Annotated in this window: 25 protein-coding genes and 2 pseudogenes; 18 read left to right on the forward strand and 9 right to left on the reverse strand. The window is 71.2% G+C overall.

The genetic code is table 11. The annotated features are described in order from the left end of the window. Window positions 1–6 precede the first annotated feature (6 nt). The 3 genes and pseudogenes from ACU6P3_RS14245 to ACU6P3_RS14255 all read left to right on the forward strand — a co-directional run. Window positions 7–1572, forward strand: coding sequence for a helix-turn-helix domain-containing protein (locus tag ACU6P3_RS14245; protein ID WP_447197429.1), 1566 nt, complete (start codon window positions 7–9; stop codon window positions 1570–1572). A 154-nt stretch (window positions 1573–1726) separates the two neighbouring features. Then, on the forward strand, window positions 1727–2230 hold the full coding sequence (locus ACU6P3_RS14250) for a GNAT family N-acetyltransferase (protein ID WP_447197430.1): 504 nt from the start codon (window positions 1727–1729) through the stop codon (window positions 2228–2230). A gap of 20 nt (window positions 2231–2250) precedes the next feature. Next, window positions 2251–2340 (forward strand): annotated as a pseudogene (locus ACU6P3_RS14255) (VOC family protein); the annotation flags it as partial. 149 nt (window positions 2341–2489) lie between these two features. On the opposite strand, the gene ACU6P3_RS14260 reads toward ACU6P3_RS14255, so the two are convergent. Continuing rightward, window positions 2490–3158, reverse strand: coding sequence for a class I SAM-dependent methyltransferase (locus ACU6P3_RS14260; RefSeq protein ID WP_447197431.1), 669 nt, complete (start codon window positions 3156–3158; stop codon window positions 2490–2492). Window positions 3159–3637: 479 nt separating this feature from the next. Beyond that, window positions 3638–4567: a LysR family transcriptional regulator gene (locus ACU6P3_RS14265; RefSeq protein ID WP_447197432.1), complete on the reverse strand. Its 930-nt coding sequence runs from the start codon at window positions 4565–4567 to the stop codon at window positions 3638–3640. A 110-nt stretch (window positions 4568–4677) separates the two neighbouring features. Here ACU6P3_RS14265 and kdgD point away from each other — a divergent pair, with 110 nt between their 5' ends. The 11 genes and pseudogenes from kdgD to ACU6P3_RS14320 all read left to right on the forward strand — a co-directional run bounded on the left by kdgD (window position 4678) and on the right by ACU6P3_RS14320 (window position 13288). Next, window positions 4678–5604 (forward strand): 5-dehydro-4-deoxyglucarate dehydratase, encoded by a 927-nt coding sequence (kdgD, locus tag ACU6P3_RS14270; protein WP_447197892.1) that lies wholly within the window; start codon window positions 4678–4680, stop codon window positions 5602–5604. A 377-nt stretch (window positions 5605–5981) separates the two neighbouring features. Further along, window positions 5982–6851 (forward strand): ABC transporter permease, encoded by an 870-nt coding sequence (locus tag ACU6P3_RS14275; RefSeq protein WP_447197433.1) that lies wholly within the window; start codon window positions 5982–5984, stop codon window positions 6849–6851. A gap of 21 nt (window positions 6852–6872) precedes the next feature. Continuing rightward, window positions 6873–7898: an ABC transporter substrate-binding protein gene (locus ACU6P3_RS14280; protein WP_447197434.1), complete on the forward strand. Its 1026-nt coding sequence runs from the start codon at window positions 6873–6875 to the stop codon at window positions 7896–7898. A gap of 19 nt (window positions 7899–7917) precedes the next feature. Further along, window positions 7918–8697, forward strand: coding sequence for an ABC transporter ATP-binding protein (locus tag ACU6P3_RS14285; protein WP_447197435.1), 780 nt, complete (start codon window positions 7918–7920; stop codon window positions 8695–8697). 50 nt (window positions 8698–8747) lie between these two features. After that, window positions 8748–10397, forward strand: a complete 1650-nt coding sequence (locus ACU6P3_RS14290; RefSeq protein WP_447197436.1) for a M24 family metallopeptidase — start codon at window positions 8748–8750, stop codon at window positions 10395–10397. Between the two features lie 106 nt (window positions 10398–10503). Further along, a complete protein-coding gene (locus tag ACU6P3_RS14295; protein WP_447197437.1) occupies window positions 10504–10965 on the forward strand; it encodes a RidA family protein in 462 nt (153 codons plus the stop codon). A gap of 448 nt (window positions 10966–11413) precedes the next feature. Further along, complete coding sequence (gene crcB, locus ACU6P3_RS14300) at window positions 11414–11917, forward strand: fluoride efflux transporter CrcB (RefSeq protein WP_447197438.1); 504 nt, start codon at window positions 11414–11416, stop codon at window positions 11915–11917. Beyond that, window positions 11914–12330, forward strand: coding sequence for a putative PII-like signaling protein (locus ACU6P3_RS14305; RefSeq protein ID WP_447197439.1), 417 nt, complete (start codon window positions 11914–11916; stop codon window positions 12328–12330). The genes crcB (ACU6P3_RS14300) and ACU6P3_RS14305 overlap by 4 nt, the downstream gene beginning before the upstream one ends. After that, complete coding sequence (gene crcB / locus ACU6P3_RS14310; protein ID WP_447197440.1) at window positions 12327–12701, forward strand: fluoride efflux transporter CrcB; 375 nt, start codon at window positions 12327–12329, stop codon at window positions 12699–12701. Before ACU6P3_RS14305 ends, crcB (ACU6P3_RS14310) begins: the two co-directional genes overlap by 4 nt. A 109-nt stretch (window positions 12702–12810) precedes the next feature. After that, window positions 12811–12891 (forward strand): annotated as a pseudogene (locus ACU6P3_RS14315) (AzlC family ABC transporter permease); the annotation flags it as partial. A 121-nt stretch (window positions 12892–13012) separates the two neighbouring features. Continuing rightward, window positions 13013–13288: a branched-chain amino acid transport AzlD family protein gene (locus tag ACU6P3_RS14320; RefSeq protein ID WP_447197441.1), complete on the forward strand. Its 276-nt coding sequence runs from the start codon at window positions 13013–13015 to the stop codon at window positions 13286–13288. Between the two features lie 19 nt (window positions 13289–13307). Here the strand turns inward: ACU6P3_RS14320 and hemB are convergent, their stop codons facing one another. Together hemB and ACU6P3_RS14330 are read right to left on the reverse strand one after the other, a co-directional pair. Next, on the reverse strand, window positions 13308–14297 hold the full coding sequence (hemB, locus tag ACU6P3_RS14325) for a porphobilinogen synthase (protein WP_447197442.1): 990 nt from the start codon (window positions 14295–14297) through the stop codon (window positions 13308–13310). Between the two features lie 189 nt (window positions 14298–14486). Further along, window positions 14487–15188, reverse strand: a complete 702-nt coding sequence (locus ACU6P3_RS14330) for a TetR/AcrR family transcriptional regulator (protein WP_447197443.1) — start codon at window positions 15186–15188, stop codon at window positions 14487–14489. A gap of 154 nt (window positions 15189–15342) precedes the next feature. On the opposite strand from ACU6P3_RS14330, the gene ACU6P3_RS14335 reads away from it, so the two are divergent. Further along, complete coding sequence (locus ACU6P3_RS14335) at window positions 15343–16374, forward strand: medium chain dehydrogenase/reductase family protein (protein WP_447197444.1); 1032 nt, start codon at window positions 15343–15345, stop codon at window positions 16372–16374. Window positions 16375–16553: 179 nt separating this feature from the next. Here the strand turns inward: ACU6P3_RS14335 and ACU6P3_RS14340 are convergent, their stop codons facing one another. From ACU6P3_RS14340 to ACU6P3_RS14360, 5 genes are all read right to left on the reverse strand, one after another. Then, window positions 16554–18221, reverse strand: a complete 1668-nt coding sequence (locus ACU6P3_RS14340; protein ID WP_447197445.1) for a bifunctional uroporphyrinogen-III C-methyltransferase/uroporphyrinogen-III synthase — start codon at window positions 18219–18221, stop codon at window positions 16554–16556. Further along, complete coding sequence (gene hemC, locus ACU6P3_RS14345; RefSeq protein ID WP_344269302.1) at window positions 18218–19195, reverse strand: hydroxymethylbilane synthase; 978 nt, start codon at window positions 19193–19195, stop codon at window positions 18218–18220. The genes ACU6P3_RS14340 and hemC overlap by 4 nt, the downstream gene beginning before the upstream one ends. After that, complete coding sequence (locus ACU6P3_RS14350) at window positions 19192–20595, reverse strand: glutamyl-tRNA reductase (protein ID WP_447197446.1); 1404 nt, start codon at window positions 20593–20595, stop codon at window positions 19192–19194. The genes hemC and ACU6P3_RS14350 overlap by 4 nt, the downstream gene beginning before the upstream one ends. Beyond that, window positions 20592–21383 carry a redox-sensing transcriptional repressor Rex gene (locus ACU6P3_RS14355; protein ID WP_447197447.1) on the reverse strand — a complete coding sequence of 264 codons (792 nt, stop codon included), beginning with the start codon at window positions 21381–21383 and terminating at the stop codon, window positions 20592–20594. Before ACU6P3_RS14355 ends, ACU6P3_RS14350 begins: the two co-directional genes overlap by 4 nt. 386 nt (window positions 21384–21769) lie before the next feature. Then, window positions 21770–22048 carry a glutaredoxin family protein gene (locus tag ACU6P3_RS14360; RefSeq protein ID WP_344269293.1) on the reverse strand — a complete coding sequence of 93 codons (279 nt, stop codon included), beginning with the start codon at window positions 22046–22048 and terminating at the stop codon, window positions 21770–21772. Window positions 22049–22199: 151 nt separating this feature from the next. Between ACU6P3_RS14360 and ACU6P3_RS14365 the strand changes: the two genes are divergently transcribed. The 3 genes from ACU6P3_RS14365 (at window position 22200) to ACU6P3_RS14375 (ending at window position 26142) form a co-directional block, all read left to right on the forward strand. Then, window positions 22200–23165 carry an HAD family hydrolase gene (locus ACU6P3_RS14365; RefSeq protein WP_447197448.1) on the forward strand — a complete coding sequence of 322 codons (966 nt, stop codon included), beginning with the start codon at window positions 22200–22202 and terminating at the stop codon, window positions 23163–23165. Window positions 23166–23623: 458 nt separating this feature from the next. Then, window positions 23624–24439, forward strand: coding sequence for an ECF subfamily RNA polymerase sigma factor, BldN family (locus ACU6P3_RS14370; RefSeq protein ID WP_447197449.1), 816 nt, complete (start codon window positions 23624–23626; stop codon window positions 24437–24439). A gap of 452 nt (window positions 24440–24891) precedes the next feature. Then, window positions 24892–26142 (forward strand): DUF5667 domain-containing protein, encoded by a 1251-nt coding sequence (locus ACU6P3_RS14375; RefSeq protein ID WP_447197450.1) that lies wholly within the window; start codon window positions 24892–24894, stop codon window positions 26140–26142. The last annotated feature ends 75 nt before the right edge of the window (window positions 26143–26217 follow it).

Below are 26217 nucleotides of genomic sequence, written 5' to 3' on the forward strand. Positions count from 1 at the left end.
GCGGGAATGGGACGCGGGGGACGAGAGGAACGGGTGTCAGGGGCTGTGGAAGCCAGGGGGACGGACGAGTTCGCGTCGCTGTTGCGCGAACTCAAGGACCGCTCGGGACTGAGCTACGGGGCGCTGGCGAAGCGGCTGCACATGAGCACGTCGACGCTGCACCGCTACTGCAACGGCACGGCCGTCCCGAACGAGTACGCGCCGGTGGAGCGCTTCGCGCGGGTCTGCCGGGCGACGCCGCAGGAGCTGGTGGAACTGCACCGGCGCTGGATCCTGGCGGACGCGGCACGGGCACAGAGAGCGGAGCAGGCCGCGGCGACGCGGGCGGCGGCAGAGGCGGACGCCACGACCGCGGACGCCACGGCCGAAGGCGCCACGACCCCGGACTCCACCACCGCGGATTCCGCCCCGGGCCCCGTTACGACGGATTTCCCTACGGCTGATTCCCCTACGGCCGACACCACCGAGGACTCACCCCAGAAGGCCGGCTCGGCGGCGGATTCGGCGGAGCCGGTGAGCGCGGCGTCCGACGAACGCGGCGCGGACGACGGGCCTGGTGAGCCGGACGTATCCGGAATGCCCGGGGCACCTCGAACACCTGGCGAGCCGGTTGAGCCGGTCGTCGTCAACGTGGCGCGGGAGCCCGCGCGGCCACGGCGTCGTCGTACCGCGCTGATCGCCTCCGCCGCGGCGGCCGTCGTGCTGGGAGCCGTGGCGCTCACCGTGATTCCGCACGCGGGCAACGACGCGCGGGACGGGCAGGCGGCCGGAGCCCCCGCGGCCGGCGGCACGGCCGACGCCGAGGAGCCGAAGGAGCCGACCGGCGCCCCCTCCCCGAGCGCACCGAGCCGCACGCCGTCCGCATCGGCCAGCGCCTCCGCCACCGGGCCCGGTAAGGGCGGCTCCGGCGCTCCACAGGACGGCGGCGGGCAGGACGCTCCGGCCGAGCCAACGGGCGGCGGCGACACCGGTGGTGTCCCCGTCATCGTCGGCACCCGCCCCTACGTCTACGACAGCCCGTGCAGCCAGCACTTCCTGGTCGACAGCGAGCCCGAACAGGTCGGCCCGCCCGCGAGCGAGCAGGACGCGCCGCGCTGGGCCGCCGCGCTCGGCGCGGTCTCCTCGGGCGAACAGAGGGTCGCCCTCACCCTCCAGGGCACCGGCGCGGACACCGTCGTCCTGGAGGCGCTGCACGTACGCGTCGTGGCGAAGGGCGCGCCGCTCGCCTGGAACGACTACTCGATGGGCGTCGGCTGCGGCGGTGGCGTCGAGACCAGGTCGTTCGACATCGACCTGGACAACGGCAGCCCCACGGTCGCCGTCAAGAACGGCCAGCGCGACTTCCCGTACAAGGTCAGCGAGTCGGACCCGGAGGTCTTCTACGTCACCGCCCGCACCAAGGCGCACGACGTCCGCTGGGACCTCACCCTGGACTGGTCCAGCGGCAGCCGCCGAGGCACCCTCCACATCGACAACAAGGGCACGCCGTTCCGCACCAGCGGCAACGTCGGCCGCCCCGGCTACGACTACCCGCTGGGCGGCAGCGACTGGATCGTACGGGAGGAGGGGTGACAGGCGCGGGGCGCATGGAGCGGTGGGCGTCCGCAGCAGCCGCAGCACCCGTACCGCCCGGAACGCCCCGCGTCGCCCGGAACACCCCGGATCGCCTGGAACTCCCCGGGCCGCCGGTAACACCCCGCGCCGGCCAGTTGTAATCTCAGCCCTCATGAGTTGGCTGCCTGACGACTTCGTCCACCCCGTCCACGTGCCCGTGCCCGTGTCCGACAGCACGCTTCATCTGCGGCCGATCCGGGAGGCGGACACCCCGCTCGACTACCCAGCGGTGATGGGCTCCCGAGAGCGCCTGTGGGAGATCTTCGGCCCGGCCTGGGGATGGCCCCAGGAGACGATGACCTACGAGGAGGACCGCGTCGACCTGCTGCGGCACGAGAGGGAGATAGCCGCCCACCAGTCGTTCAACTACGTGCTGATGGACGAGAAGGAGACGGCGGTCCTCGGCTGCGTCTACATCGACCCGCCCGAGCGCACCGGCTCCGACGGCGAGGTCTCCTGGTGGGTGGTGGACGACCTCGTCGGCAGCGAAGCCGAGCGCGCGCTCGACGCGCTGGTGCCGCGGTGGATAGCCGCCGACTGGCCCTTCCAGCAGCCCCGTTTCCTGGGCCGCGACATCACCTGGCAGGACTGGCTCGCGCTGCCGCGCGTCTCGTGACTCGACCGCGAGGTCCTTGCATGACCAGCAAGTTCACCGAACTCGCCATCGACTGCGCCGATCCCGGCGGCCTCGCCCGGTTCTGGTGCGCGGTCCTCGACTACGCCGCCAGTCACCGCAGGCAGTCGCCGCCGCCAGTCACCGTCGCCCGCCGAGCGGGGCAAGAGCGCCTCGGGCATGCCGGCGGTTGCCATCGGGTCCGCCGCCGCGCGGGTCCCCGCCCGGCACGGCGCCCCGTGCCGCTTCCGACGTCCGGTTCTCAGCCGGTCCGCTTGGCCATGACGACCACGCCCGGCCCGCTCTGCTCGTCCGCGGGGAGCCGGAGTTCGGCGACCGGGCGCAGGCCGGCCTGCTCGATCAGGTCCACGAGTTGTTCCGGCCGCCATTGGTGTGTCGTCCAGCGAACGGGTACACCTCCGTAGGCCTCGGTGCGCACCACGTCCTCGTCGCCGACGTGTGTCGCGGCGATGAAGTGTCCGCCCGGCTTCAGGGCGCGTGCGAACTGGGCGAGGACCTGAGGGAGGACGTCACGGGGGAGGTTGAACAGCGACCACCACCCGAGCACGCCGCCCAGGGACGCTTCGCCGAGGTCGAGGTCGGAGGCGGAGGCGACGTCGAAGCGGCAGTGCGGGTGAAGACGGCGCGCGTTCTCGATCATGCGGGGAGAGAGATCGACGCCGGACACGTCGAGTCCGCGTTCGGCGAGGTAGGCGGTCACCGTTCCGGGTCCGCAGCCGACGTCGAGGACGGGCCCGAGCCCGCGCACGGTGTCGGCGAAGGCGTCGATCGACGCCTTGAGCCAGGGACGGGTACGGATGTCGCCGACTCCCGTCGTCACCACCATGTGGGCGTAGTTGTCGGCCACGCGGTCATAGGACTCACGGACGACGTCGAGATCGGCTGGGCGGTCAATGGGGTGGGCACGCATCAGCCAACGATAGGGCGGCCGGCGCGACGCCCCCCGATGTGGGCCGGGGCGACCTCCCGTGGACAGTTCTGGCCGGCCCGCAGAGCAACGAGTTCTGCGTCCTCGGCCGCGCCTGATGCGGGGCCTCCCCGCCTGCTCGGCCAGGTGCGTACGGGAACTGACCCAGGGACGCGGCCGACTATCTGGTTATGACAAGCAAACCCAAGCACGCTCGAACAGCCGCCGTGTCCCGGCGCACTGTCCTCGGGAGCGGCATGGCCGCTGCGGCCGCGCTGCCGGATCGAGTACGACCCACAGCCCCCCTTCGACTCCGGCTCACTGGCCAAGGCATCCGACGCGGTGAAGAAGAGGCTTCGAACTGACGAAAGAGCCGCCCCACAACGGCTGAAGTCCGGAAACCGGGTCCGGCCGTCCGGTCCTCCGGCGGTGTGTCGGTCACGGTGCCCGGCTTACGGGCGCACGGGGCCCGCCCGCGCCGGTCAGGGGCTGCACGGCAGGTGGTCTTCCGGGTTTCGCCACTGGCCGGCCAGGCCGGTCACCACGTCCCGGACGGCGTGCAGGGCCGGGTTGTCGTCGTTCGCCCGCCAGGCGGCGACGAGTTCGACCGGCTCGCCCTCGACCCCGGTCACCGGGCGCAGCACGACGCCGTCCAGCCCGAGCGACTCGGCCGCCCGGGGTACCAGCGCGAGCCCCAGCCCGGCTCGCACCAGCGCCAGGATCGTGTGTACCTGGCTGACGTGGTGTACGTACCGGGGCACGATCCCGGCGCCGCGGAAGACGCCGATCAGCACCTCGTAGAAGTAGCGGGCCTCGGCCGGTGAGTACATGACGAACGGCTCGCCGTCGAGGTCGCGCACGTGCGGCACCCGGTCCGGCGCGGCCAGCGGGTGCCCGGCCGGGATCGCGGCCAGCAAGGTCTCCCGGTGCAGCGGTCGGTGTTCGAGACCGGTGCCGGGGACCGGGGGGCGGACGAGGCCCAGGTCCAGTTCCCCGGAGTGCAGCTCCTCCAGCTGCCGCCCGGACACCCGTTCGCGCAGCACCAGGTCGACGCACGGCAGACGGGCGTGAATGCCGCCGACGATGGCGTCGAGCACCGAGTGCGCCGACGACGCCGTGAATCCGAGCGCCACTGTCCCGATCTCGCCCGCGGGCACCCGGCGCACCGACAGCGCCGCCTGCTCGGACAGCCCGAGGATGCGCCGGGCGTCGCTCAGGAACGCCCGTCCGGCCGCGGTGAGCCGGACGGACCGGCCGACCCGGTCGAACAGCTCGACGTCGAGCTCGCGCTCCAGCAGTTGGATCCGCCGGGACAGCGGGGGCTGGGTCATCGACAGCCGTTCCGCCGCGCGGCCGTAGTGCAGTGTCTCGGCGACGGCGACGAAGCTTTCCAGCTGACTCAGCGTAAACATCGATCCATTATAGGTATCAATCGATCCCAAAGAAGTGTTGGACGGGCATCATTTTAATTCTTATGGTCATCGCAGTCGCTGTCCTGCATGTTCTCCAGGAGGAAACGCTGATGCCCGCCTTTACCCCGACCGAGCTTGCCGAGCGCCTCGGCTCCGGGCTGCTGTCGTTTCCCGTCACCCATTTCACGCGGGACCTGGCGTTCGACGAACCCGCCTACCGGGAGAACATCATCCGCCTGGGCCAGTACGAGATCGCCGGCCTGTTCGCCGCCGGCGGGACGGGAGAGTTCTTTTCTCTTACCCCGCCGGAAGTCGGCGCCGTGGTCCGAGCCGCTGTCGGCAGCGCGCCCGAGGGTACCCCGATCCTCGCCCCGGCCGGACACGGCACCGCACAAGCGGTCGCGGCGGCCCGCGACGCCGAGGCGGCCGGCGCCGACGGCCTGCTGCTGTTCCCGCCCTACCTCACCGAGGCCTCCGCGGACGGCCTCGCCGCTCATGTGCGCGCGGTCTGCGAATCCACTTCGCTGGGCGTAGTGCTTTACAGCCGCGCGAATGCCGTGTACACATCGGACACAGTGGCCACGCTCGCCGACACCTGCCCGAATCTGATCGGTTTCAAGGACGGTGTCGGCGACCTCGAGGAGATCACGCGGATCCACTCGCGTCTCGGCGACCGCTTGGTCTACATCGGCGGGCTGCCGACGGCAGAAACGTTTGCCCTGCCGTACTTGGAGTTGGGTGTCACGACCTACAGTTCGGCGATCTTCAACTTCCTGCCTGAATTCGCCCTGACTTTCTACAACGCGGTGCGGGCCGGGGACCGGATGAAGGTACGTCGACTGCTCGACGCCGTCGTGCTGCCTTACACCGAGATTCGTGACCGTAAGGCGGGCTACGCGGTGAGCATCGTCAAGGCCGGCATGGATCTGACCGGACAGCCGGCCGGTCCCGTGCGGCCGCCGCTGACCGACCTGGATGATCCCGAGCGTGAACTGCTGGCCGGTGTCATCGAGGCGTCACGCGCCGCCATCGCCTGACGCCACAGATCCGGATCCGTGACGATCCGGATTCGTGACGAGAATCCGCTTGGTGTGTGGCGTCGACTCGACGGTGAACCCGGTCGGGACGCACTCGCCGTCGACAGCGCCGACTGACCAGTGATCCGGTGGCGCGGCTGTCCACCCGTCCAGGTCCCGGCCCCCGCCGGCCACGCCGGCGACTGCCCAGTGGCAACCCTTCCAATGTTGTGAGGACGTAATGGCACCACGATGGCTCTCGCCGTCACCCCCGTCGCGCCGGATCCCGGCCGCGTCTCCGCTCCCCGCCGCAGGCACCTGTTGGCGTTCACACCCCCGGCGGCCGGTGGCCGCGGCGCTGCCCCCGCACGGAGCGCCCTTGAACGGGAGGTCCCGCCATGGCCTCTCCTGAAATCAGTGACGTCGGTGACGTCGGTTCGAACGGCCTGCGCCGGTCCTCGCCCGAGGCAGCGCTCGGCGAACCGTCGGCACCCCGGCCGAAAAGGTTCAGCCGGGACTCGGTCGCGGCCGGCGCGAAGGCGGTCGCGGGGATCGTCGGGCTCTTCGTCGTGTGGCAGCTGCTGGTGAGCATCCTCGCCCCGCCGGAATACCTGTTCGTCGGGCCGGTCTCGGCCTTCGCCGAGCTGATCGAACGGCCCGAATACTTCGCGAGCAACACCCTCGTCACGTTGCAGGAGGCGCTTGCCGGGTTCGCGCTCGGCACCGCGCTCGGTGTTCTGTGCGGCGCGGCGCTGCATTACTCGACGACCGTGCGCAGTTTCCTCTACCCCGCGCTCATCGCGATCGACACCGTCCCCAAGGTGGCCCTCGCACCGCTGTTCATCGTGTGGTTCGGGTTCGGCTTCGAGTCGAAGGCGTTCGTCGCGATGGCCATCGCGTTCTTCCCGCTGGTGATCAACACCTATGACGGCCTGAGTTCGGTACCCCACGAGCTGCAGGAGCTCGCGCGGATCAACAAGGCGTCGCCGTGGAAGAAGATGACAAAGATCGATTTCATCTACGCGGTCCCGTCGATCTTCTCCGGAGCGAAGATCTCCATTTCGCTCGCCGTGGGCGGGGCGGTCGTCGGTGAGTTCATCGCCGGCTCGAAGGGGCTGGGCTATGTCGTCCTCCTCGCCAACAGCCAGGTCGACCTCCCGTCGATGTTCGCGGCCTTCATCGTGCTCGCCGCCATCGCCCTGGCACTGTTCTTCATCGTCGACTTCGCGGGACGAAAGCTGGCCCCGTGGAAGAGCCACGCGAAGTGACCGCGGGGATCGGAGACTCGAATGCGTAACTCGATTCGCGGGATCGCCGCGATCGGCGGGGCGGTGCTCCTCATGACCGTGTCGGGCTGCGTGAGCGACGGCGGGAAGAATTCGATGACCCTCATGCTCGACGTGGGGTACCTGCCGAAGCACGCGCCGTTCATCTCGGCTGTCGAGCGGGGCTTCTTCAAGGAGGAAGGCATCGACCTCACGGTCATGCCGGGCTCCGGTTCGACCAACACGGTCACCTCCGTCGTCACCGGCAAGGTCGACGCCGGCTGGGCGGACTTCGGCGCCACGGTCACCAGCCAGGGCAGGGGCGCCAAGGTCAAGCAGGTCAACCTCCTGCAGGCCAGGTCCGCCTACGCGGTCGTCGCCCTCGCGGGCACCGGGATCAAACGATGGTCCGACCTCCGGGGCAAGACGGTCGCCACCGAGGGCGGCGGTGCGATGACCGCGATGTGGCCGTACGCGATGAGCAAGCTGGGGCTCAAGGAGGGCGACGTCGACATCGTCCCCGCCTCGAGCGCGGCGAAGATCCCCGGACTGCTGGCCGGTCAGTGGGACGCCAACCTCGCCCTGTACGTCTCCGACCAGCCGGCCATTGACGCGCTCGGCCGGAAGGCGGCGGTGCTGAAGTGGTCCGACCTGGGCATCAACCTCTACGGCAACGGGATCGTCGTCTCCGACGAGAAACTCAAGAACGATCCCGACCAGGTGCGGCGGTTCAACCGGGCGATGCAGAAGGGCTTCCTGTGGGCGTGCCGGCATCCGGCCGAGGCCGCCGAGGACTTCCAGAAAGAGGTCTCGGGTTACGAGACCAGGACCATCACCCTCGCGATCGGCGCACAGTGCGGTCTCACCTGGAGCACCGGTGAGTCGGCGGACAGGTTCGGCGTCATGGACGACGCCGGTGCCCAGAAGGTAATCGACGTCGCCCGCCGGTTCCTCGGCCTGAATCCGGCGAGCGACCTCACGCCCGAGGACGTGTACACCAACGCCTACCTCGAGCCGCTGCACCCCAACGAGACCATCCAGGCGCCGTGACGGCCGGACGGAGAGTCACATGAACAACGAGTACGCCATCTCGGTCAACAACGTGGGAAAGACCTACCGTTCCCGGGACGGCCAGAGCAACACCGTGCTCAAGGGCCTGGACTTCCACGTGAAGCCGGGGCAGTTCGTCTCGATCGTCGGACAGTCGGGCAGCGGGAAGACCACGCTGCTCAAGACGATCTCCGGCCTGCAGGAGCCCACGGAGGGCGAGATCCTGGTCAAGGGGCGGCCGATCCGCGACGGGATCGAGGACATCGCGATGGTGTTCCAGAGCCCCGTGCTCCTGCCGTGGCGCAACAACATCGACAACGTGCTCCTGCCCCTGGAGTTCCGCGGCACCCGCACCGACGAGTCACGCCGCTACGCCCAGGAACTGCTGGAGATGGTGGGGCTGGGCAGCAAGGCCAAGCGCTACTCCTACGAACTCAGCGGCGGGATGCAGCAACGGGTGGCCATCTGCCGCGCGCTGGTCTCCCACCCCGAGCTGCTCCTCATGGACGAGCCCTTCGGCGCGCTCGACGCCATGACCCGCGATTCGATGAACTTCGAGATCCAGCGGATCTGGCAGGCCACGGGGTGCAGCGTCCTGTTCGTGACCCACAGCATCTCCGAGGCGGTCTGGCTCGGCGACCGAGTGGTCGTCGTCGGCGACCGCCCCGGCCGGATCATCGCCGACGTCGCGATCGAACTCCCGCGGCCCCGGGGCAAAGAGCACCGGTTCTCCGCCGCTTTCTCCGACTACGCGACGGAGATCGAATCCCACATCGGCGTCCTGACCGGAATCAGCTGACCACCGCAGGCCCGGACGCCGGCACCGAAATCGACAGCAGAGGAGCACCCATGCTGAGCCTCACCGCGAACGCCTCGCAGGTCGAAGAAACCTACGGACTCAACGCGCGCAAGAGCCTTCTGTTCTCCGCGATCCGCCTCGACTCCTACCCGCTCGTCGCACCACTGATCGCACAGACCGACACGGACCAGTACCTGCTCGTACGCCAACAGGAGCAGGGCAACGCCCTGTCCGCCGGGGTCCCCAAGGACCAGATCAGGTTCTACGCTCCCTGGGTCACGATCGACCCCCGGATCGTCGCCGACACTCCCGCCTCGGCGTCCCTGACGGCCCTGGTGCGGGAACTCGCCGACGGCGCCGCGGTGAGCCTCGCCGCCGACGTCGTCTACAGCCACTACCGCACCTTGTCCGGCTCCGTCGAGCTCGTCGTCGCCGACCAGGACCCCACCCCGGTCACCGCTTACGAACTCGACCCCGAGGAGGTCCTGACGAGGTTCGCGGCGTGGCGCGAGACGGGCGTACACACCGCGCGACGACTCATCGAGAACGTCGAACACCTCTCCGGCCTGGCGGAGGAGTTCACCTTCGACAAGGACAGCCGGTTCTCGGCGCTGAAGACGCTCGTCGGGGACCGCGCTCTCGACGCGCTGCTGATCGCGGCGCCCCCCAACTTCACCGAGGCGACCGGGTTCGCCCAGGCGGATGGCGCGGTCGGTCTGTGGCTGGCCGGTTCGGACCGGTTGATCGTGCTGGCGCCCGAGGGAACCTCCGGGGTCTCCGGAACGGCCCTCGGCCGGTTCCCGTCCATCGGCGCCGCCGTCCGGGCGCTGGCCGACGGCGCGCGGACCGGGGTCGAGGACGAGTGGATCAGCGTCGGCCTGGCCCGCGAGCTCGAGCGCGAGGGAGCGGAACTGGTTCCGGTCTCGGCAGACCTCGGCCACTGGCGGGACATCCGCGATCACGAGGACCTCGCCTTCCAGGTCGTCGCCGCCCGGGCGAGCGTGTTCGCCATCGAGGAGGCGCTGGCCTGGGCGGAGGAAAGCCTTGACGCCGGCCGCTCGTTCACCGAGCTCGACATCAACGCGGTGTACCTCGAGAAGATCGTCGAGTTCCGCACGGTGAACGAGATCCCCTTCGGCGTCGAGCCGTACTTCACCAACCTCCACTCGTCGAACCGGATGCTCTTCCCCGGCCCGCCGGTCGACTACCCGATCAACGACGAGACGACGTGCATCCAGCTCGACGCCGGGGTGCGCGTCGTGTTCGACGGCGTCACCGTCGCCACCTCCGACATGGCCCGCTCGCTGCCCCGCACCGCGGCGGCGAAGGAGGCGTACCGCTTCTTCTTCGAGGTGGTGCGTGAGGGCATCATCGGGCAGCTCAGGCCCGGCGTGGTGTGCGAGGACGTGCATGAGGGAACCATGCGCTACCTGGCTCCGCACCTGGACCGGATGGTCCGGATCGGGATGCTCGGGACGGACGTCGACTTCAACACGGAGTACCGCAAGCGCAACGTCGGCCACCTCATGGGCAAGCAGGAGTCGTTCGCCAACGAGCTCCGGCCCGGCTACAAGCACGTCCTCGAGGTCGGTTCGTACGGCGCCGCCGAGATCCCCTGGCGGTATGAGAACGCGGCGATCGGCACCGAGGACCTCTGGTACATCGGACGCGACCGTACCTACATCGTGAGCATGCGATGACGGCTGGACCGCCCGAGAGCCGAACCGTTCGCCGGGAGCGGGTCCGGCGCGCCGCACAGAACGCGCGCGCGTGCCACTCGTCCGGCTTGTCGAACCGGGATGTGACATGACTGACGTGCAGGAGCGCCTCAAGGCGCTGTCCATCGAGCTTCCGGTGCTCGGTGCGCCCCGCTACGCGTATGAGGCGACCGCTCGATGGGGCGATCTGCTGTACGTGTCCGGCCAGATCTCACGGACCGCCTCGGGCGAGATCCTGCGGGGCCGCCTGGGAGACGATGCCACCGTGGCCGACGGAGTGACCGCCGCGCGAACCGCGGCGCTCAACCTCCTGGCGCGCGTCGATGACGCGGTCGGCCTCGACCATGTGCAGCGGATACTGAAGCTCAATGCCTGGGCCTCGAGTTCGGCGACCTTCGTGGACCAGCCGTCGGTGATCGACGGGGCTTCACAGCTGTTGCTCGACGTCCTGGGTGACGCGGGCCGTCACGCGCGTACCGCCTTGCCGGCCCATGTGCTGCCGCAAGGTGCCCTGGTGGAACTCGACGCCACGATCGCCATCCGCGGCTGACGACCCCGTGCGTGGCCGGCGGTAGCGCGTCGAACGTGGAAAGTGCCCTCCCGCTGGGGCGACAGCGGCCTTGGACAAGCCCTGTCGTCCCAGTCGAGAGGGCACTTTCGCGTTTCCGTTCATGATCCGGGCGGGGGCCGGCCGGGCGGCGGACGCGGATCCACGGGGGACGGCACGTGCCCGGCCCGCGGTGGGACGCCCCGGGTCTTCCCGCGTACCCTGGGCGTAGCGACAGAGCGGAAGCACGAAGCAGACGTACGAGCAGAAGACGCGACTGAGCGGCGGCCTGGTCCACGGTCGTCGCGCGGCGGTGGGGCCCGCCGTACCCGAACCGCGGCCGACGGGCCGCCAACGGTCCCTACTTGCGACGAAGCGCGCCCGCGTCCACCGCGCGGGCGCCCGGCGAGTAGGAGTGACCGCCCCCGTGCGAGCCCCCCGGAACCGAGTAGTGCGTGCCCAGGACGACCCGGTCGGCCATGACGGCCAGGACGGCCGGGAGCCCACCGGTCCCGATGTCGATCTCTCCGTCCCCGCGCGGCGGCGGGAGCGGGCCCGGGTGCCGTGGTCTGTTGTGTCCGTCGTCGCGTTGGGCGCGATGCTGGGCGCGACGGCACGGTACGCGGCCTCGCTGGTCTGGCCGATGCCGGTGGACGGCTTCCCCTGGACGACGTTCGCCGTGAACGTGACCGGCTGCGCGGCGATCGGCGTGTTCATGGTGCTGATCAGCGACGTATGGTCCGCGCACAGGCTGCTGCGGCCGTTCGTCGGGACGGGTGTGCTCGGCGGGTTCACGACGTTCTCCACCTATGCGGTGGACATCCAGCGGCTGCTCGACGCGGGCCGGGCGCGTACGGGCATGACATACCTGGGAGCGACACTGCTCGCGGCGCTCGCGGCGGTGTGGGCGGCGGTGTGGCTGACGCGCCGCCTCGTGGCGTGGAGGCGAGCATGACGAGGCTGGCGGGTACGGCACTGCGTGTGACGATCTTCGTCGGGGAGTCCGATCTGTGGCACCACAAGCCCGTGTACGCGGAGATCGTGCACCGGGCCCGGGCGGCGGGGCTGGGCGGGGCCAGCGTGTTCCGGGGGATCGAGGGGTACGGGGCGTCGTCGCTGATCCATACGCACCGGCTGCTGTCGCTGAGCGAGGACCTGCCGGTGGCGGTGGTGATCGTGGACGCCGGGGCGAAGATCCGGGCCTTCCTGCCGCAGTTGGACGAGCTGGTCGAGGAGGGGCTGGTGATCATCGACGACTGCGAGGTGATCCGCTATGTGGGCCGTGACCGGACTGCCGGCCGCCCCGGTGCCCTCGGCACCGGGGCGGATACCGGGGAAACGGGAGAGACCGGGGAGACGGCGGAATGAACTGGCTCCTGGTGCTGGCCGGCGCGGCCGTCGGCGGTCCACTGCGCTATCTGACCGACCGCGCCGTCCAGGCCAGGCACGACAGCGTCTTCCCGTGGGGCACGTTCGTGGTCAATGTGACGGGCTGCCTGATCCTCGGGCTGCTGACGGGCGCGGTCACGGCGGGGGCGGCGTCCTCGTCCGTGCGGCTGCTCGTGGGTACGGGGCTGTGCGGGGCGCTGACGACGTACTCGACCTTCAGTTACGAGACGCTGCGGCTGGCCGAGGACGGCGCGGCGTTCTACGCCGTGGCGAACGCCGTCGGGAGCGTGGTGGCGGGGCTCGGCGCGGCGTACGCGGGGGTCGCCGCCGCCGGAGCCCTATGGGGATGAGACGGCGGGTGCCCCGCACGAACAGCCCGAACAGCCCGATCAGCCGTCCGACTTGATCGCCCTGCACCGCGTCCGGGGCCGCGCGGCCAGGGCGTACAGCACCTTCGCGATGACCGACGAGGCGTACGCGCTGACCACGAGCGGGGCGGCGCGGACGGCGTCGGGCAGGCGCATTTTGTGGCTCCAGGGGTTCGTCCATCTGTACTGGGTCGCCGGCGCCACGATCGGGGCCCTGCTGGGCGCGGTGATACCCGACCGGGTCACCGGCCTGGACTTCGCGCTGACCGCGCTGTTCACGGTCCTGGCCCTGGATGCCGTACGGGCCGACCGCGATCTCCCGACCCCGGTCATCGCCCTGCTCAGCGCGCTGGTGGCCCGCCTCCTCCTCCCCGGCCGGCGTGATGGTGATGCTTCTCGTCTACTGCCTGCGGGATCTGCCCCTGGCCGATCCCCCGCGCCTCCTCGCCCCGCTGTCGGCACTGGCCGTCACCGTCGGCCTGCACCTGTGGCGCCGCAACGCGCTCCTCAGCATCCTGGCCGGCACCGCCGTCCACGTGACCCTGGCCGGCACCGTCTTCGCGCCCTGACCGGACCGGGCCGCGCGGCCTACAGCCGCCCCGCGACCTCCGTCGCCCAGTACGTCAGGATCAGGTTCGCGCCCGCGCGCTTGATCCCCGTCAGCGTCTCCAGGATCGCCGCGTCCCGGTCGATCCAGCCCTTCTCGGCCGCCGCCTCGACCATCGCGTACTCCCCGGAGATCTGGTACGCCGCGACCGGCACGTCCGCCTCGTCCGCGATCCGCGCCAGGACGTCGAGGTAGGGCAGGGCCGGCTTGACCATGACCATGTCCGCGCCCTCCTCCAGGTCGAGCGCCAGCTCGCGCAGGGACTCGCGGACGTTGGCCGGGTCCTGCTGGTAGGTCTTGCGGTCGCCCTTGAGCGAGGAGCCGACGGCCTCCCGGAACGGCCCGTAGAACGCCGACGAGTACTTCGCCGTGTACGCGAGGATCGAGACGTCCTCCTTGCCGATCGTGTCCAGGGCCTCCCGGACGACACCGATCTGGCCGTCCATCATGCCGCTGGGCCCCACCGTGTGGACGCCCGCGTCGGCCTGGACCTGGGCCATCTCGGCGTACCGCTCCAGCGTCGCGTCGTTGTCGACGCGGCCCTCGGCGTCGAGGACCCCGCAGTGGCCGTGGTCGGTGTACTCGTCGAGGCACAGGTCGGACATGATGACCAGGTCGTCGCCGACCTCCGCCCGCACCGCGCGGATCCCGGCCTGGAGGATCCCGTCGGGGTCGGTGCCCGCCGTGCCGATCGCGTCCTTCTTGGACTCCTCCGGGACGCCGAAGAGCATGATCCCGGAGACGCCCGCGGCGGCCGCGTCCGCGGCGGCCTTGCGCAGCGTGTCCAGCGTGTGCTGGACGACGCCGGGCATCGCGGCGATGGGAACGGGCTCGCCGGCCCCTTCCCGTACGAAGGCGGGCAGGATCAGGTCGGCCGGGTGCAGCCGGGTCTCGGCGACCATGCGCCGCACCACCGGGTTGACTCGCAGTCGGCGCGGGCGGGCGCCGGGGAAGGATCCGTACACAGTCATGGGTCGATCGCCTTCTCGGTGTCGCGTTTCACGGGCTTCTCAGCCGTACGGGGCCCGGCCGGCCGTCGGACCCCCTCCGACGATAGACCCGCTCCCACCGTCCCTTTACCGACACCTCGACCGGAAACGTCCGCGCGGACCCGCCTGTCGTACGCCGTCGGGCCCGACCGACCGGACCGGCCGCCCCCGTCAGCCCCGCAGCAGATCCTCCAGCTCGGCCTCGAAGAGCAGCGCGGGGTCGAAGTCCATACCGGTGAACTGGCCCGCGAGCTCCAGGGACAGCACGCCGTGCAGCCGGGTCCAGAAGGCCATGGTCCGGCGGAGGGCCGCCGGCGGGGCTGGGTGGCCGGCGGCCCACTGCCGGTGGTCCGCGAGGTGTTCCTCGAACGGTGCCGCGGGCCGGTCCGAGGTCGAGCCGGGCCGGTCCGAGGGCAGTTCGGACCAGGCGTCGAGGAGGACCGTCACGATCTCGACGGAGATCGCGGTGGTGTCGTCGGGCGCGTGGTAGCCGGGCACGGGGGTGCCGTAGATGAGGAAGTACCGCTGGGGGTCGGCCAGCGCCCAGTCGCGCAGCGCGTGCGCCAGAGCGGCCACATCGCCGCCGCCACCGGACGCGCGGACGGTGCGGAAGGTGTCGGCGAGGCTGCGGTACGCGTCCTTGATGAGCTCGGTCATCAGCTCGTCCCGGCCCGCGAAGTACCGGTACAGCGCGGGTCCGCTCATGCCCATGCGCTTGGCGATCGCGTTGAGCGAGAGCGCCGAGGCGCCCGCCGTGGCGATCTGCTCCCACGCCCGTTCCTTGATCTCCGCGCGCACCTGCGCGCGGTAGCGCTCCCGCGGGCTCTTCGCGCCCGCTGCCGTACCCGCCGCCGTCGTGCCCGGTTCCGCCATGGCCTGCCGCCTTTCCACAGCCGCGCAAGAGGGTGAGCCCTTCGTCTGGTTAGAAGCTATCACGAACGTTATTGACACTCCCTCGAGCATTGGGTTAGAACTTCTAACGACAGCAAGCAGTGATAACGCGCCGAGCGGCGCGGTGGAGGTCGTCATGAACGCCGAAGGACTCGTCGAGGTCGTCCTGCCGGGCAAGGTCGAGCCGGAAGGGCTCCAGGTCCGGCACGGAGCCGTGCCCGCCCCCGGCCCGGGGCAGGTCCTGGTCCGGATGGAGGCGACCGGGGTCTCGTTCGCCGAGCAGCAGATGCGCCGGGGCCGCTACTACGACCAGCCGCCGTTCCCGTTCGTGCCCGGCTACGACCTGGTCGGCACGGTGGCGGCCACCGGCGAGGGCGTCGACGCGGGCCTGGCCGGCTGCCGGGTGGCCGCGCTGACCAAGACCGGCGGCTGGGCCAGCCACGTACTCCTCGACGCGGCCGACGTGGTGCCGGTGCCCGACGGGATCGGCCCGGCGGAGGCGGAGACCCTGGTGGTCAACGGCATCACCGCCTGGCAGATGCTCCACCGCACGGCCCGCGTCCGCCAGGGACAGACCGTCCTGGTGCTGGGCGCCAACGGCGGCGTCGGCTCGGTGCTGGTCCAGCTGGCCCACGCCGCGGGCGCGAACGTCATCGGTACGGCGTCCGCGCGCCACCACGGCACCCTGCGGGAACTGGGCGTCCACCCCGTCGACCACCGCACCGAGGACGTCCCCGCCCGGGTCCGCGAACTCGTCCCCTCAGGCGTCGACGCCGTCTTCGACCACGTCGGCGGCGCGGGCATCGTCGACTCCTGGCGCCTCCTCGCCCCGGGCGGCACGCTCGTCTCCTACGGCACCGCCGCCACCCGGGACGACGAGGGGTCCAAGCAGTGGCCCGTCCTCAAGCTGCTCGGCCGGGTCCGGCTGTGGAACGCACTGCCCAACCGCCGCCGCGCCTACTTCTTCAACCTCTGGGCCGGCCGGTCCCTGAACAAGAACCGGTTCAGGTCCCGGCTGCGCGCCGACCTCGCCCAGGTCTTCGCGGCCTTCGAGCGCGGCGACGTCACCCCCCGGATCGCCGCCCAACTGCCGCTCGCCCGCGTCGCCGAGGCCCTGCGCCTGGCCGAGTCCGGCACCGTCGCCGGAAAGGTCGTACTGAACCCGTAACGCGCCCGGCCCGGAGCCCCAGCACCCGTGAACTCCCGCGTCCACCGCACAAGGCAGGACGGAAAGACGGCAGGACGAAACAAAGGCAGGGCGAAACAGTGGTGCGGCGCCGCGCGGGACTCACCCGCGCGGCGCCGCACCGCCGTCACCTCACGTGGGCACGCCACGCCACCGGCCCGTCACGTCGTCGACGTCGTACGCCTCCGCCGTCCGCCCGGGCGCCGCTCGCTCGGCCGGGTCACCGGCTCGCCGGCCTCCTTCGCCGCCTCCCGGCGCTGCGTGCCGAACGCGGCCAGCGCCTCCGCCAGCTTGTGCACCGACGGCTCCGGCGAGAGAACGTCCACCCGCAGCCCGTGCTCCTCCGCGGTCTTCGCCGTCGCCGGGCCGATACAGGCGATCACCGTCACGTTGTGCGGCTTGCCCGCGATGCCGACCAGGTTGCGCACGGTCGAGGACGAGGTGAAGAGCACCGCGTCGAAGCCACCGCCCTTGATCGCCTCACGGGTCTCCGCCGGCGGCGGCGAGGCGCGCACGGTGCGGTACGCCGTGACGTCGTCGACCTCCCAGCCCAGCTCGATCAACCCCGCCACCAGCGTCTCCGTGGCGATGTCGGCCCTCGGCAGGAACACCCGGTCGATCGGGTCGAAGACCGGGTCGTACGGCGGCCAGTCCTCCAGCAGCCCGGCCGCCGACTGCTCGCCGGACGGTACGAGATCGGGTTTCACGCCGAAGTCGACCAGCGCGGCGGCCGTCTGCTCGCCCACCGCGGCGACCTTGATCCCGGCGAAGGCGCGGGCGTCGAGCCCGTACTCCTCGAACTTCTCCCGCACCGCCTTCACCGCGTTGACCGAGGTGAACGCGATCCACTCGTAGCGGCCGGTGACCAGGCCCTTGACCGCGCGCTCCATCTGCTGCGGCGTCCGCGGCGGCTCGACCGCGATGGTCGGCACCTCCTGCGGGACCGCGCCGTACGACCTGAGCTGGTCGGAGAGCGAGGCGGCCTGCTCCTTCGTACGGGGGACGAGGACCTTCCAGCCGAACAGCGGCTTGGACTCGAACCACGCGAGCTGGTCCCGCTGCGCCGCCGCGCTGCGCTCACCGACCACGGCTATCACCGGCCGCCGTCCCTCCGCCGAGGGCAGCACCTTGGCCTGCTTGAGGACCTGGGCGATCGTGCCCAGCGTCGCGTTCCACGTGCGCTGGCGCGTGGTCGTACCGGCCACGGTGACGGTCATCGGCGTGTCCGGCTTGCGGCCGGCCGCGACCAGCTCGCCCGCCGCCGCCGCGACCGACTCCAGAACAGTGGAGACGACGACCGTGCCGTCGCTCGCGCCGACCTCGGACCAGCAGCGCTCGTCGGCCGTACGGGCTTCGATGAAGCGCACGTCCGTCCCCTGCGCGTCCCGCAGCGGCACCCCGGCGTACGCGGGCACGCCGACGGCGGCGGCCACCCCGGGCACGACCTCGAAGGGGATGCCGGCGGCGGCGCAGGCGAGCATCTCGGTGCCCGCGTCGGCGTCCAGCCCCGGGTCGCCCGAGACCGCACGCACCACCCGCCTGCCGCCCCGCGCGGCCTCCATGACAATATTGGCCGCATCCCGGATCGCGGGGATTCCGGCGGTTGTTGACGCTTCGTCAACAACCGGCAGCGCGGGGGTACTCACGCCCGCCCTGGCATGGCGGCGCACGACGTCGAGCACATCAGGTTCGGCGATCAGTACATCCGCTCCCGCGAGCGCCTCGACGGCGCGCAGAGTCAGCAGGCCCGGATCTCCGGGGCCGGCACCGAGGAAGGTGACATGCCCCGATGCGGAGCAGGTCGGACGGTCAGAGGTGGTGGGGCTCAAAGTGCTCGCTCCCCCATAAGACCGGCCGCACCCTTGGCGAGCATCTCGGACGCGAGCTCGCGACCGAGCGCGACGGCGTCGCCGTGCGACATGGGTACGGGACCGGTGGTGGACAGCTGCACCAGCGTCGAGCCGTCGGTCGTACCGACGACACCGCGCAGGCGCATTTCGTTGACAACCTGTCCGTCGGCCAGCAGGTCGGCCAGCGCGCCCACAGGGGCGCTGCAGCCGGCCTCCAGGGCGGCGAGCAGGGATCGCTCGGCGGTCACGGCGACCCGGCTGTGCGGGTCGTCGAGTCCGGCGAGCGCGGCGGCGAGGTCCACGTCGACCGCGGCACACTCGACTGCCAGGGCCCCCTGGCCGGGGGCGGGCAGGACGGTGTCGACCGACAGGAAGTCGGTCACCTCTTCCGTCCTGCCGATGCGGTGAAGCCCGGCGGCGGCGAGCACGACGGCGTCGAGCTCCCCCCTGCGGACATAGCCGATCCGGGTGTCGACATTCCCCCTGATCGGAACGGTTTCGAAGGCGCGGCCCCGGCTGCGTGCGTACGCGCCCAGCTGGGCCATCCGGCGCGGCGCCCCCGTACCGACGCGCGCTCCGGCGGGCAGCTGCTCCAGGGTCAGCCCGTCCCGCGCGACCAGCACGTCCCGCACGTCCTCACGGACGGGCACGGCCGCCAGCGTCAGACCTTCGGGCTCGGTGGTGGGCAGGTCCTTGAGCGAGTGCACGGCGAAGTCGACCTCGCCGCGCAGCAGCGCCTCGCGCAGCGCGGTCACGAAGACGCCGGAACCGCCGATCCGCGCCAGGCTCTCGCGCGAGGTGTCGCCGTACGTGGTGATCTCGACCAGCTCGACCGGATGCCCGGTCAGCGCGCGCACCTCCTCAGCGACGCGCCGCGACTGGGCGAGGGCGAGCGGACTGCGCCTCGTCCCCAGTCTCAGCGCCCTGTCGGGCTTCCATGCCTTGTCGGTCATACTCGCCCTCTGCCTACACCGTCGGTGTCATTCAGGTCGGCCCGGCTGACGGCGGCGACCGTCTGCGGGTCGAGGTCGAAGAGTTCGCGCAGCGCGTCCGCGTACCCGGCGCCGCCGGGCTCGCCGGCGAGTTGCTTGACCCGCACGGTGGGCGCGTGCAGGAGCTTGTCGACGACGCGGCGCACGGTCCTGGTGATCTCGGAGCGCTCCTTCTCGCCGAGGCCGGGCAGCCTGCCCTCCAGCCGCGTGACCTCGCTGCGCACCACGTCGGCGGCCATGGCGCGCAGCGCGACCACGGTCGGGGTGATGTGAGCGGCGCGCTGGGCGGCGCCGAAGGCCGCCACCTCGTCGGAGACGATGGTCCGCACCTGGTCCACGTCGGCCGCCATCGGGGCGTCGGCGGACGCCTCGGCCAGCGACTCGATGTCCACGAGCCGGACCGCCGCGCCGAGGCGGTGCACGGCCGCGTCGACGTCCCGGGGCATGGCGAGGTCGAGGAAAGCCTGCGGCTCCGCGCTCCCCGGCCCGTCGGCGCCCGCCGCGGCGGCGGTACGCGCCGTACGCTCCGCGAGCGCGGCCCCGACCATGTCCGCGGTCAGCACCAGGCCCGTCGCGCCGGTGCAGGACACGACGATGTCGGCGTCCGCCAGCTCCGCGGCCAGGGCGCCCATCTCCACGGTGCGGGCGCGCACGCCCGTGGAGCCCGGCTGGGTCAGGATCTCCACCAGCCGCTCGGCGCGCGCCGCCGTGCGGTTGGCGATGGCGATCTCCGCCACCCCGGCCCGGGCGAGCGTCGCGGCGGCCAGCGAGGACATCGAGCCCGCGCCGATCACCAGCGCGTTCTTGTTCCGGGCCCAGTCCGCGACGGGTTCGCCCGCGGCGAGCCGCTCAAGGCCGAACGTGACGAGCGACTGCCCGGCCCGGTCGATGTCGGTCTCGCTGTGGGCGCGCTTGCCGACCCGCAGGGCCTGCTGGAACAGGTCGTTCAGCAGCCGTCCGGCGGTGTGCAGTTCCTGGCCCGCCGCCAGGGAGTCCTTGATCTGGCCGAGGATCTGGCCCTCGCCGACGACCATCGAGTCCAGACCGCAGGCCACCGAGAACAGGTGATGGACGGCCCGGTCCTCGTAGTGCACGTAGAGGTACGGCGTGAGCTCGTCCAGGCCGACGCCGCTGTGCTGGGCGAGCAGCGTGGACAGCTCGGCGAGCCCGGCGTGGAACTTGTCGACGTCCGCGTACAGCTCGATGCGGTTGCAGGTGGCGAGCACGGCGGCCTCGGTCGCGGGCTCCGCGGCGAGCGTGTCCTGCAACAGCTTGACCTGAGCGTCCGGGGCGAGCGCGGCGCGCTCCAGCACGCTGACCGGCGCGCTGCGGTGGCTCAGGCCGACGACCAGGAGGCTCATGCCGGCATCACCGCGGGGACGTCCCCGTCGGGCCCCTTCCGGCTGGCGGCGACGTTGTCGGCCGCGGCCTCGATGGCGGCGTTGTCCCGGGCGACGGCGGGCAGGGCCGCCTCGGCCGCGGCGTCCTCGCCGGCCTTGCGCTGCTCGTGGAAGGCGAGGATCTGGAGCTCGATAGAGAGGTCGACCTTGCGCACGTCGACGCCCTCGGGCACGGACAGGACCGTCGGCGCGAAGTTCAGGATCGAGGTCACACCGGCGGCCACCAGCCGCTCGCACACCTGCTGCGCGGCGCCCGCGGGGGTCGCGATGACCCCGATCGAGACGCCGTTGTCACTGATGATCTTCTCCAGCGCATCGGTGTGCTGGACCGGCATCCCGGCGACCGGCTTCCCGGCCATCGCGGGGTCCGCGTCTATCAGCGCGGCCACCCGGAAACCGCGGGAGGCGAACCCCCCGTAGTTGGCGAGCGCGGCGCCGAGGTTACCGATCCCGACGATCACGACCGGCCAGTCCTGGGTCAGCCCCAGCTCGCGGGAGATCTGGTAGACGAGGTACTCGACGTCGTAGCCCACGCCGCGGGTGCCGTACGAACCGAGGTAGGAGAAGTCCTTCCGCAGCTTCGCGGAGTTGACCCCGGCCGCGGTCGCCAGTTCCTCGGAGGAGACCGTGGGTACGGAGCGCTCGGAGAGAGCGGTGAGCGCCCGCAGATACAGCGGGAGCCTGGCGACGGTGGCCTCGGGGATTCCTCGGCTACGGGTCGCCGGTCGGTGAGTTCGGCCAGTTGCCACGGTGCTCCTGCGGGATGAGCGGGGCTGCAGGCGGCCGTATGTCCCAGGACCGCCCCGTCGAATGCAGGCTATGTCTTTGTGAACGCGTGCACAAAGATTGTGTCCGCTTTGTCCGAGCAAAGTGATCGGGCTCACGCGACTGGATCCCGCCAACACGGAACCAGCCAACCCATCAGCCCGTTGCGCACACGAAGGGGGCAAAACCACGCACACTCCTCATGAACCCGCCCCCGAGGCCACCCCGGAGTCTTTCCGGGGACCGCTCCCCGGAAACCGTCCGAGGTATTCGGTCCCCCGTGGCGCATGTCACGCGCATGCCGACACCCACGTCAACCCGCCGCGCCGCTCCCGTCCGTCCGCCGCGGCCACCGCCCCTCCGCCGGACGTCAGCCCTCCAACTCCTTGCGCAACCGGTCGGCGTCCACCCGCCAGAAGGTGTGCTGCTCGCCGTCCACCAGGACAACCGGAATCTGCTCCCAGTACCTCCGGTGCAGTTCCTCGTCGAGGGTGATGTCCTTCTCCTCCCACGACGCCCCGGTCCGCGCGCACACCTCCTCGACGACCGCCCGGGCGTCGTCACACAGATGGCACCCCGGCCTGGAGACGAGCGTCACCACGCGCTCACCCGGTTTCTTCTTCGTCGTACGCCGCAGCAGTGGACTCATGACCGCCATTCTCCGCCCGCCCACGACCCCCGGCCGCCGGTTGTCCACAGCCCGCTGCCGATCAACGGATTAACGCACCGGTCGCGGAGAGTTCACCCCTCGGCATCCCCACCCGTCAGGAAGCACCGAACAGACTGGCTATGCTCACGCTATGGCCGCACTGGGATGGCTCACCCCTCGTAGGCGCTCCGCCACAGCCCGGAGCGTGCTCGCGGGCGAGGCCGCAGCCGAGGCTGGACTCAAGTCCACGCAGGAATCGTTCAACGTACCGACCACCGGGGCCGCCGGGCCCGCCGGCACCGCCGCGGACGAGGCCGCCGGGGCACCGGACTTCCCCGTCGTCGGGGACGTCCGCGCCGCCGCGTTCTTCGACCTCGACAACACCGTGATGCAGGGCGCCGCGCTCTTCCACTTCGGCCGCGGCCTGTACAAGCGGAAGTTCTTCCAGCGCCGCGAGCTGGCCCGGTTCGCCTGGCAGCAGGCCTGGTTCCGGCTCGCCGGCGTCGAGGACCCCGAGCACATGCAGGACGCCCGCGACAGCGCCCTGTCCATCGTCAAGGGCCACCGCGTCGCGGAGTTGATGTCCATCGGCGAGGAGATCTACGACGAGTACATGGCGGCCCGCATCTGGCCCGGTACCCGCGCCCTCGCCCAGGCCCACCTCGACGCGGGCCAGCAGGTCTGGCTGGTCACGGCCGCGCCCGTGGAGACCGCCACGATCATCGCCCGCAGGCTCGGGCTGACCGGCGCCCTCGGCACCGTCGCCGAGTCGGTCGACGGCGTCTACACCGGCAAACTCGTCGGCGAGCCGCTGCACGGCCCCGCGAAGGCCGAGGCGGTCAAGGCGCTGGCCGCCGCCGAGGGCTTCGACCTGGACCGCTGCGCGGCGTACAGCGACTCGCACAACGACATCCCGATGCTGTCGCTGGTCGGCCACCCGTACGCGATCAACCCCGACACCAAGCTCCGCAAGCACGCGCGCCGGCTCGACTGGCGGCTGCGCGACTACCGCACCGGCCGCAAGGCGGCCAAGGTCGGCATCCCGGCAGCGGCCGGCGTGGGCGCCATCGCGGGCGGCACGGCCGCCGCCGTGGCCCTGCACCGCCGCCGCCGCTGAGCCGCCACGGGCCGCGCCCGCCCGCCACCGTCGCCGGCGGGCGCGACACCCCGCCCCGACGACACGCGCGGCCGAAGATCGTTTCTCCACACCGCGTGAACGCTCCGGGTGAGCCCCGTACGCCCCCTCCGCGCGCCTCCGCGCACGGATGCGCGTGTGCGAATCCGGTGTTCTGACAACCGGACGACACGCCGGTATCCCGGTCGTCACTCAGGCATAACCCATCACCTCAGCAGGCAGATGTTGACGCAATCCGATCAATAAACGGTCACGATGTGCTACTAGATCCGCCTCCTAGGCGGCACGGAAGCGACGTAATCGATGATTTGAGCAACTGGGTGTAGCACTCCCTGTACGAAGCGTTATTCTCCTCAGACGCATACCGGACCCCACACGTCGCCACGGCGGGTGCACGGTCCCGCACTGCACGTGATGGAAGCTCTGCCTCTGGGAGTCCCGTGTACCCACACGTCGGGGTTGACGCCTCGGGCCTGGCTACGCTGCGCGCAACGGTCCTCGACCACTTGCGCGGCTTCGTCCCCACCGCGTACGCCGCCCCCGCCCTCGCCGCACCGGCCCCTGCCGTGAGCGGCCCGATCGGTCCTTGTTACGCCCTGGCGAACGGCGGTGCGGCGGTCGGCAGACGAGGCGGCCGGAACAGCGCCGCCGCCTCCACCGCCGCACCAGCCGGCCCGGCCACCGCCCGCCGGCCCACCGCCGACAGCGACAGCGCGCGCATGATGGAGCTGGTCGAGCGCGCGCAGGCCGGGGAGGCCGAAGCCTTCGGCCGGCTGTACGACCAGTACAGCGACACCGTCTACCGCTACATCTACTACCGCGTGGGCGGGAAGGCGACCGCGGAGGACCTCACCAGCGAGACGTTCCTGCGCGCCCTGCGCCGGATCTCCACGTTCACCTATCAGGGCCGTGACTTCGGTGCCTGGCTGGTCACGATCGCGCGAAACCTGGTCGCCGACCACTTCAAGTCGAGCCGCTTCCGACTCGAAGTGACCACGGGCGAAATGCTCGACGCCAACGAGGTCGAACGCAGCCCGGAGGACTCCGTCCTGGAGTCGCTCTCGAACGCCGCGCTGCTCGAAGCCGTACGGAAACTCAATCCGCAGCAGCAGGAGTGCGTCACGCTGCGTTTCCTCCAGGGCCTCTCGGTCGCCGAGACCGCCCGGGTCATGGGCAAGAACGAAGGAGCGATCAAAACCTTGCAGTACCGGGCCGTCCGCACCCTGGCCCGGCTGCTCCCCGAGGACGCCCGCTGACGCCCCGGCCGGTCCGCGCCTCCCGGCCGGTCCCCGTCGGCGCCTCCCGGCCGGCCCCGGCTCGTACTCACGCGCAGGCACCCACCGGCCACAGACACACCCGCACCGTCCTCGCCCCGGTCCGCCTTCCGAACATCGCCCTCCGCACGGCACCGCACACACCCCTCTCGCACCTCGGTCCTCGCCCCTCGTCTCCGTCCCGGCCGGTTCCGGTCCGTCCCGGCCCTCTCTCCAACGGACTCAACTCACCGTTGGTGACGCCCCGATGACGCACTGGTCCGATCATCCTCAGCGCGTAACCCAAGTGCCGCGCCGCTCGTTGTGCGGAATGCAGACTCCCTGCGGTCGCGTCATGTCCACAGCCACTCACTCACACGTGTGGTTGTGTGCGGGGCGCGCAACCATCCGGCCCCCGGGGGAGTCGATCGTCATGACGAGAGGAGGTGCCGCCAGTGATCGCGAACGTTTCGGCACACCGGCGGGCGAACGCCTTCGCCCAGGCCCTGGAAGACGAGAAGGTCCAGGGCGCGGCGGCCGAACAGCCCGCCGAGTCGGCCGAACCGGCCGAACAGGGGCGGCTGTTGGCCCTGGCACGCGGCCTCGGTGAACTGCCGAAGCCCACGCTGGACCCCGAGGCCAAGGTGGTGCAACGAGCCCAACTCGTGGCCGCCATGGAAACCATGCTGCGAGAACGGGAGGGGTCCGCCACCACGGACGGATCCCCGGGCCCTACGGTGCCCGAGCAGCGGACCTCTGCCCGGAACACCCACCGCGCCTCGCCCCTGCGGAAGCTGCGCCCGAAATCCCGCTGGTCCAAGGGAATCGCCGCCGGCGGGCTCACGGTCGGTGTGGCCGCGGGCGCCTTCGGCGGGGTGGCCGCTGCCAGTTCGGACGCCCTGCCCGGTGATTCGCTGTACCAGCTCAAGCGCGGCATGGAGGACTTCAAGCTCAACCTGGCGGACGGTGAGTCCGACCGGGGCGAGCTCTACCTCGACCACGCCTCGACCCGCCTCGGCGAGGCCCGTCGGCTGATGGAGCGCGACCGTTCCGGGCAGCTCGACCACGAGTCCCTGACGGAGATCCGGCGCACGCTCAGCGGGATGAAGCGCGATGTCACCGAGGGCCACCGGCTGCTCCGCCAGGCATACGACAAGGACGGCTCGATCGCCCCGATCGCCACGCTCTCCTCGTTCTCCAGCTCCCACCGCCAGACGTGGAACGGGCTGCGCGACCGGCTCCCGGTCCAGCTGACCGACGTCGGCGACGAGGTGAGTTCGGTGTTCGACGCCATAGACGAAGAGGTCGCACCGCTCCGGTCACTGCTGCCACGCCCCCCGGAGACACACAAGGACGTGACGCCCCCGGGCTCCTCCCAGAGCGCCCCCGGGTCCGGCCCGCCGGAGGAGCGGCCCGTGTCCTCGTCGCCCAGCCACACCGACGACAGCCGCCCCCACCGGCCCGAACGGCGCGAACCCGCCGAGCCCTCGGCCCCCGACTCGGCCGGCACACCGGAGGAAGGCCTGCTCGGCGGCAGCACCGGCGGCCTCTTCGATCCCCCGGCGAACAGCGTCCCCCCGTCGCCCTCCGAGAACAAGGAGACCGACGAACACCAGGGAGGCCCGGCCCCGGACATCACGATCCCGCCGTTGCTCCCGGACCTGCTGCCCGGCCTCGGTCTCAGGTCCGGCGACTCGGACCAGTAGCGGAACGGGCGCGGCGCTCCCCCACCGGGCGGCGCCGCGCCGCCGCGCCCGCGGGCCTTTCAGAAAACGACCCGC

This window comes from Streptomyces hebeiensis, assembly GCF_052983195.1.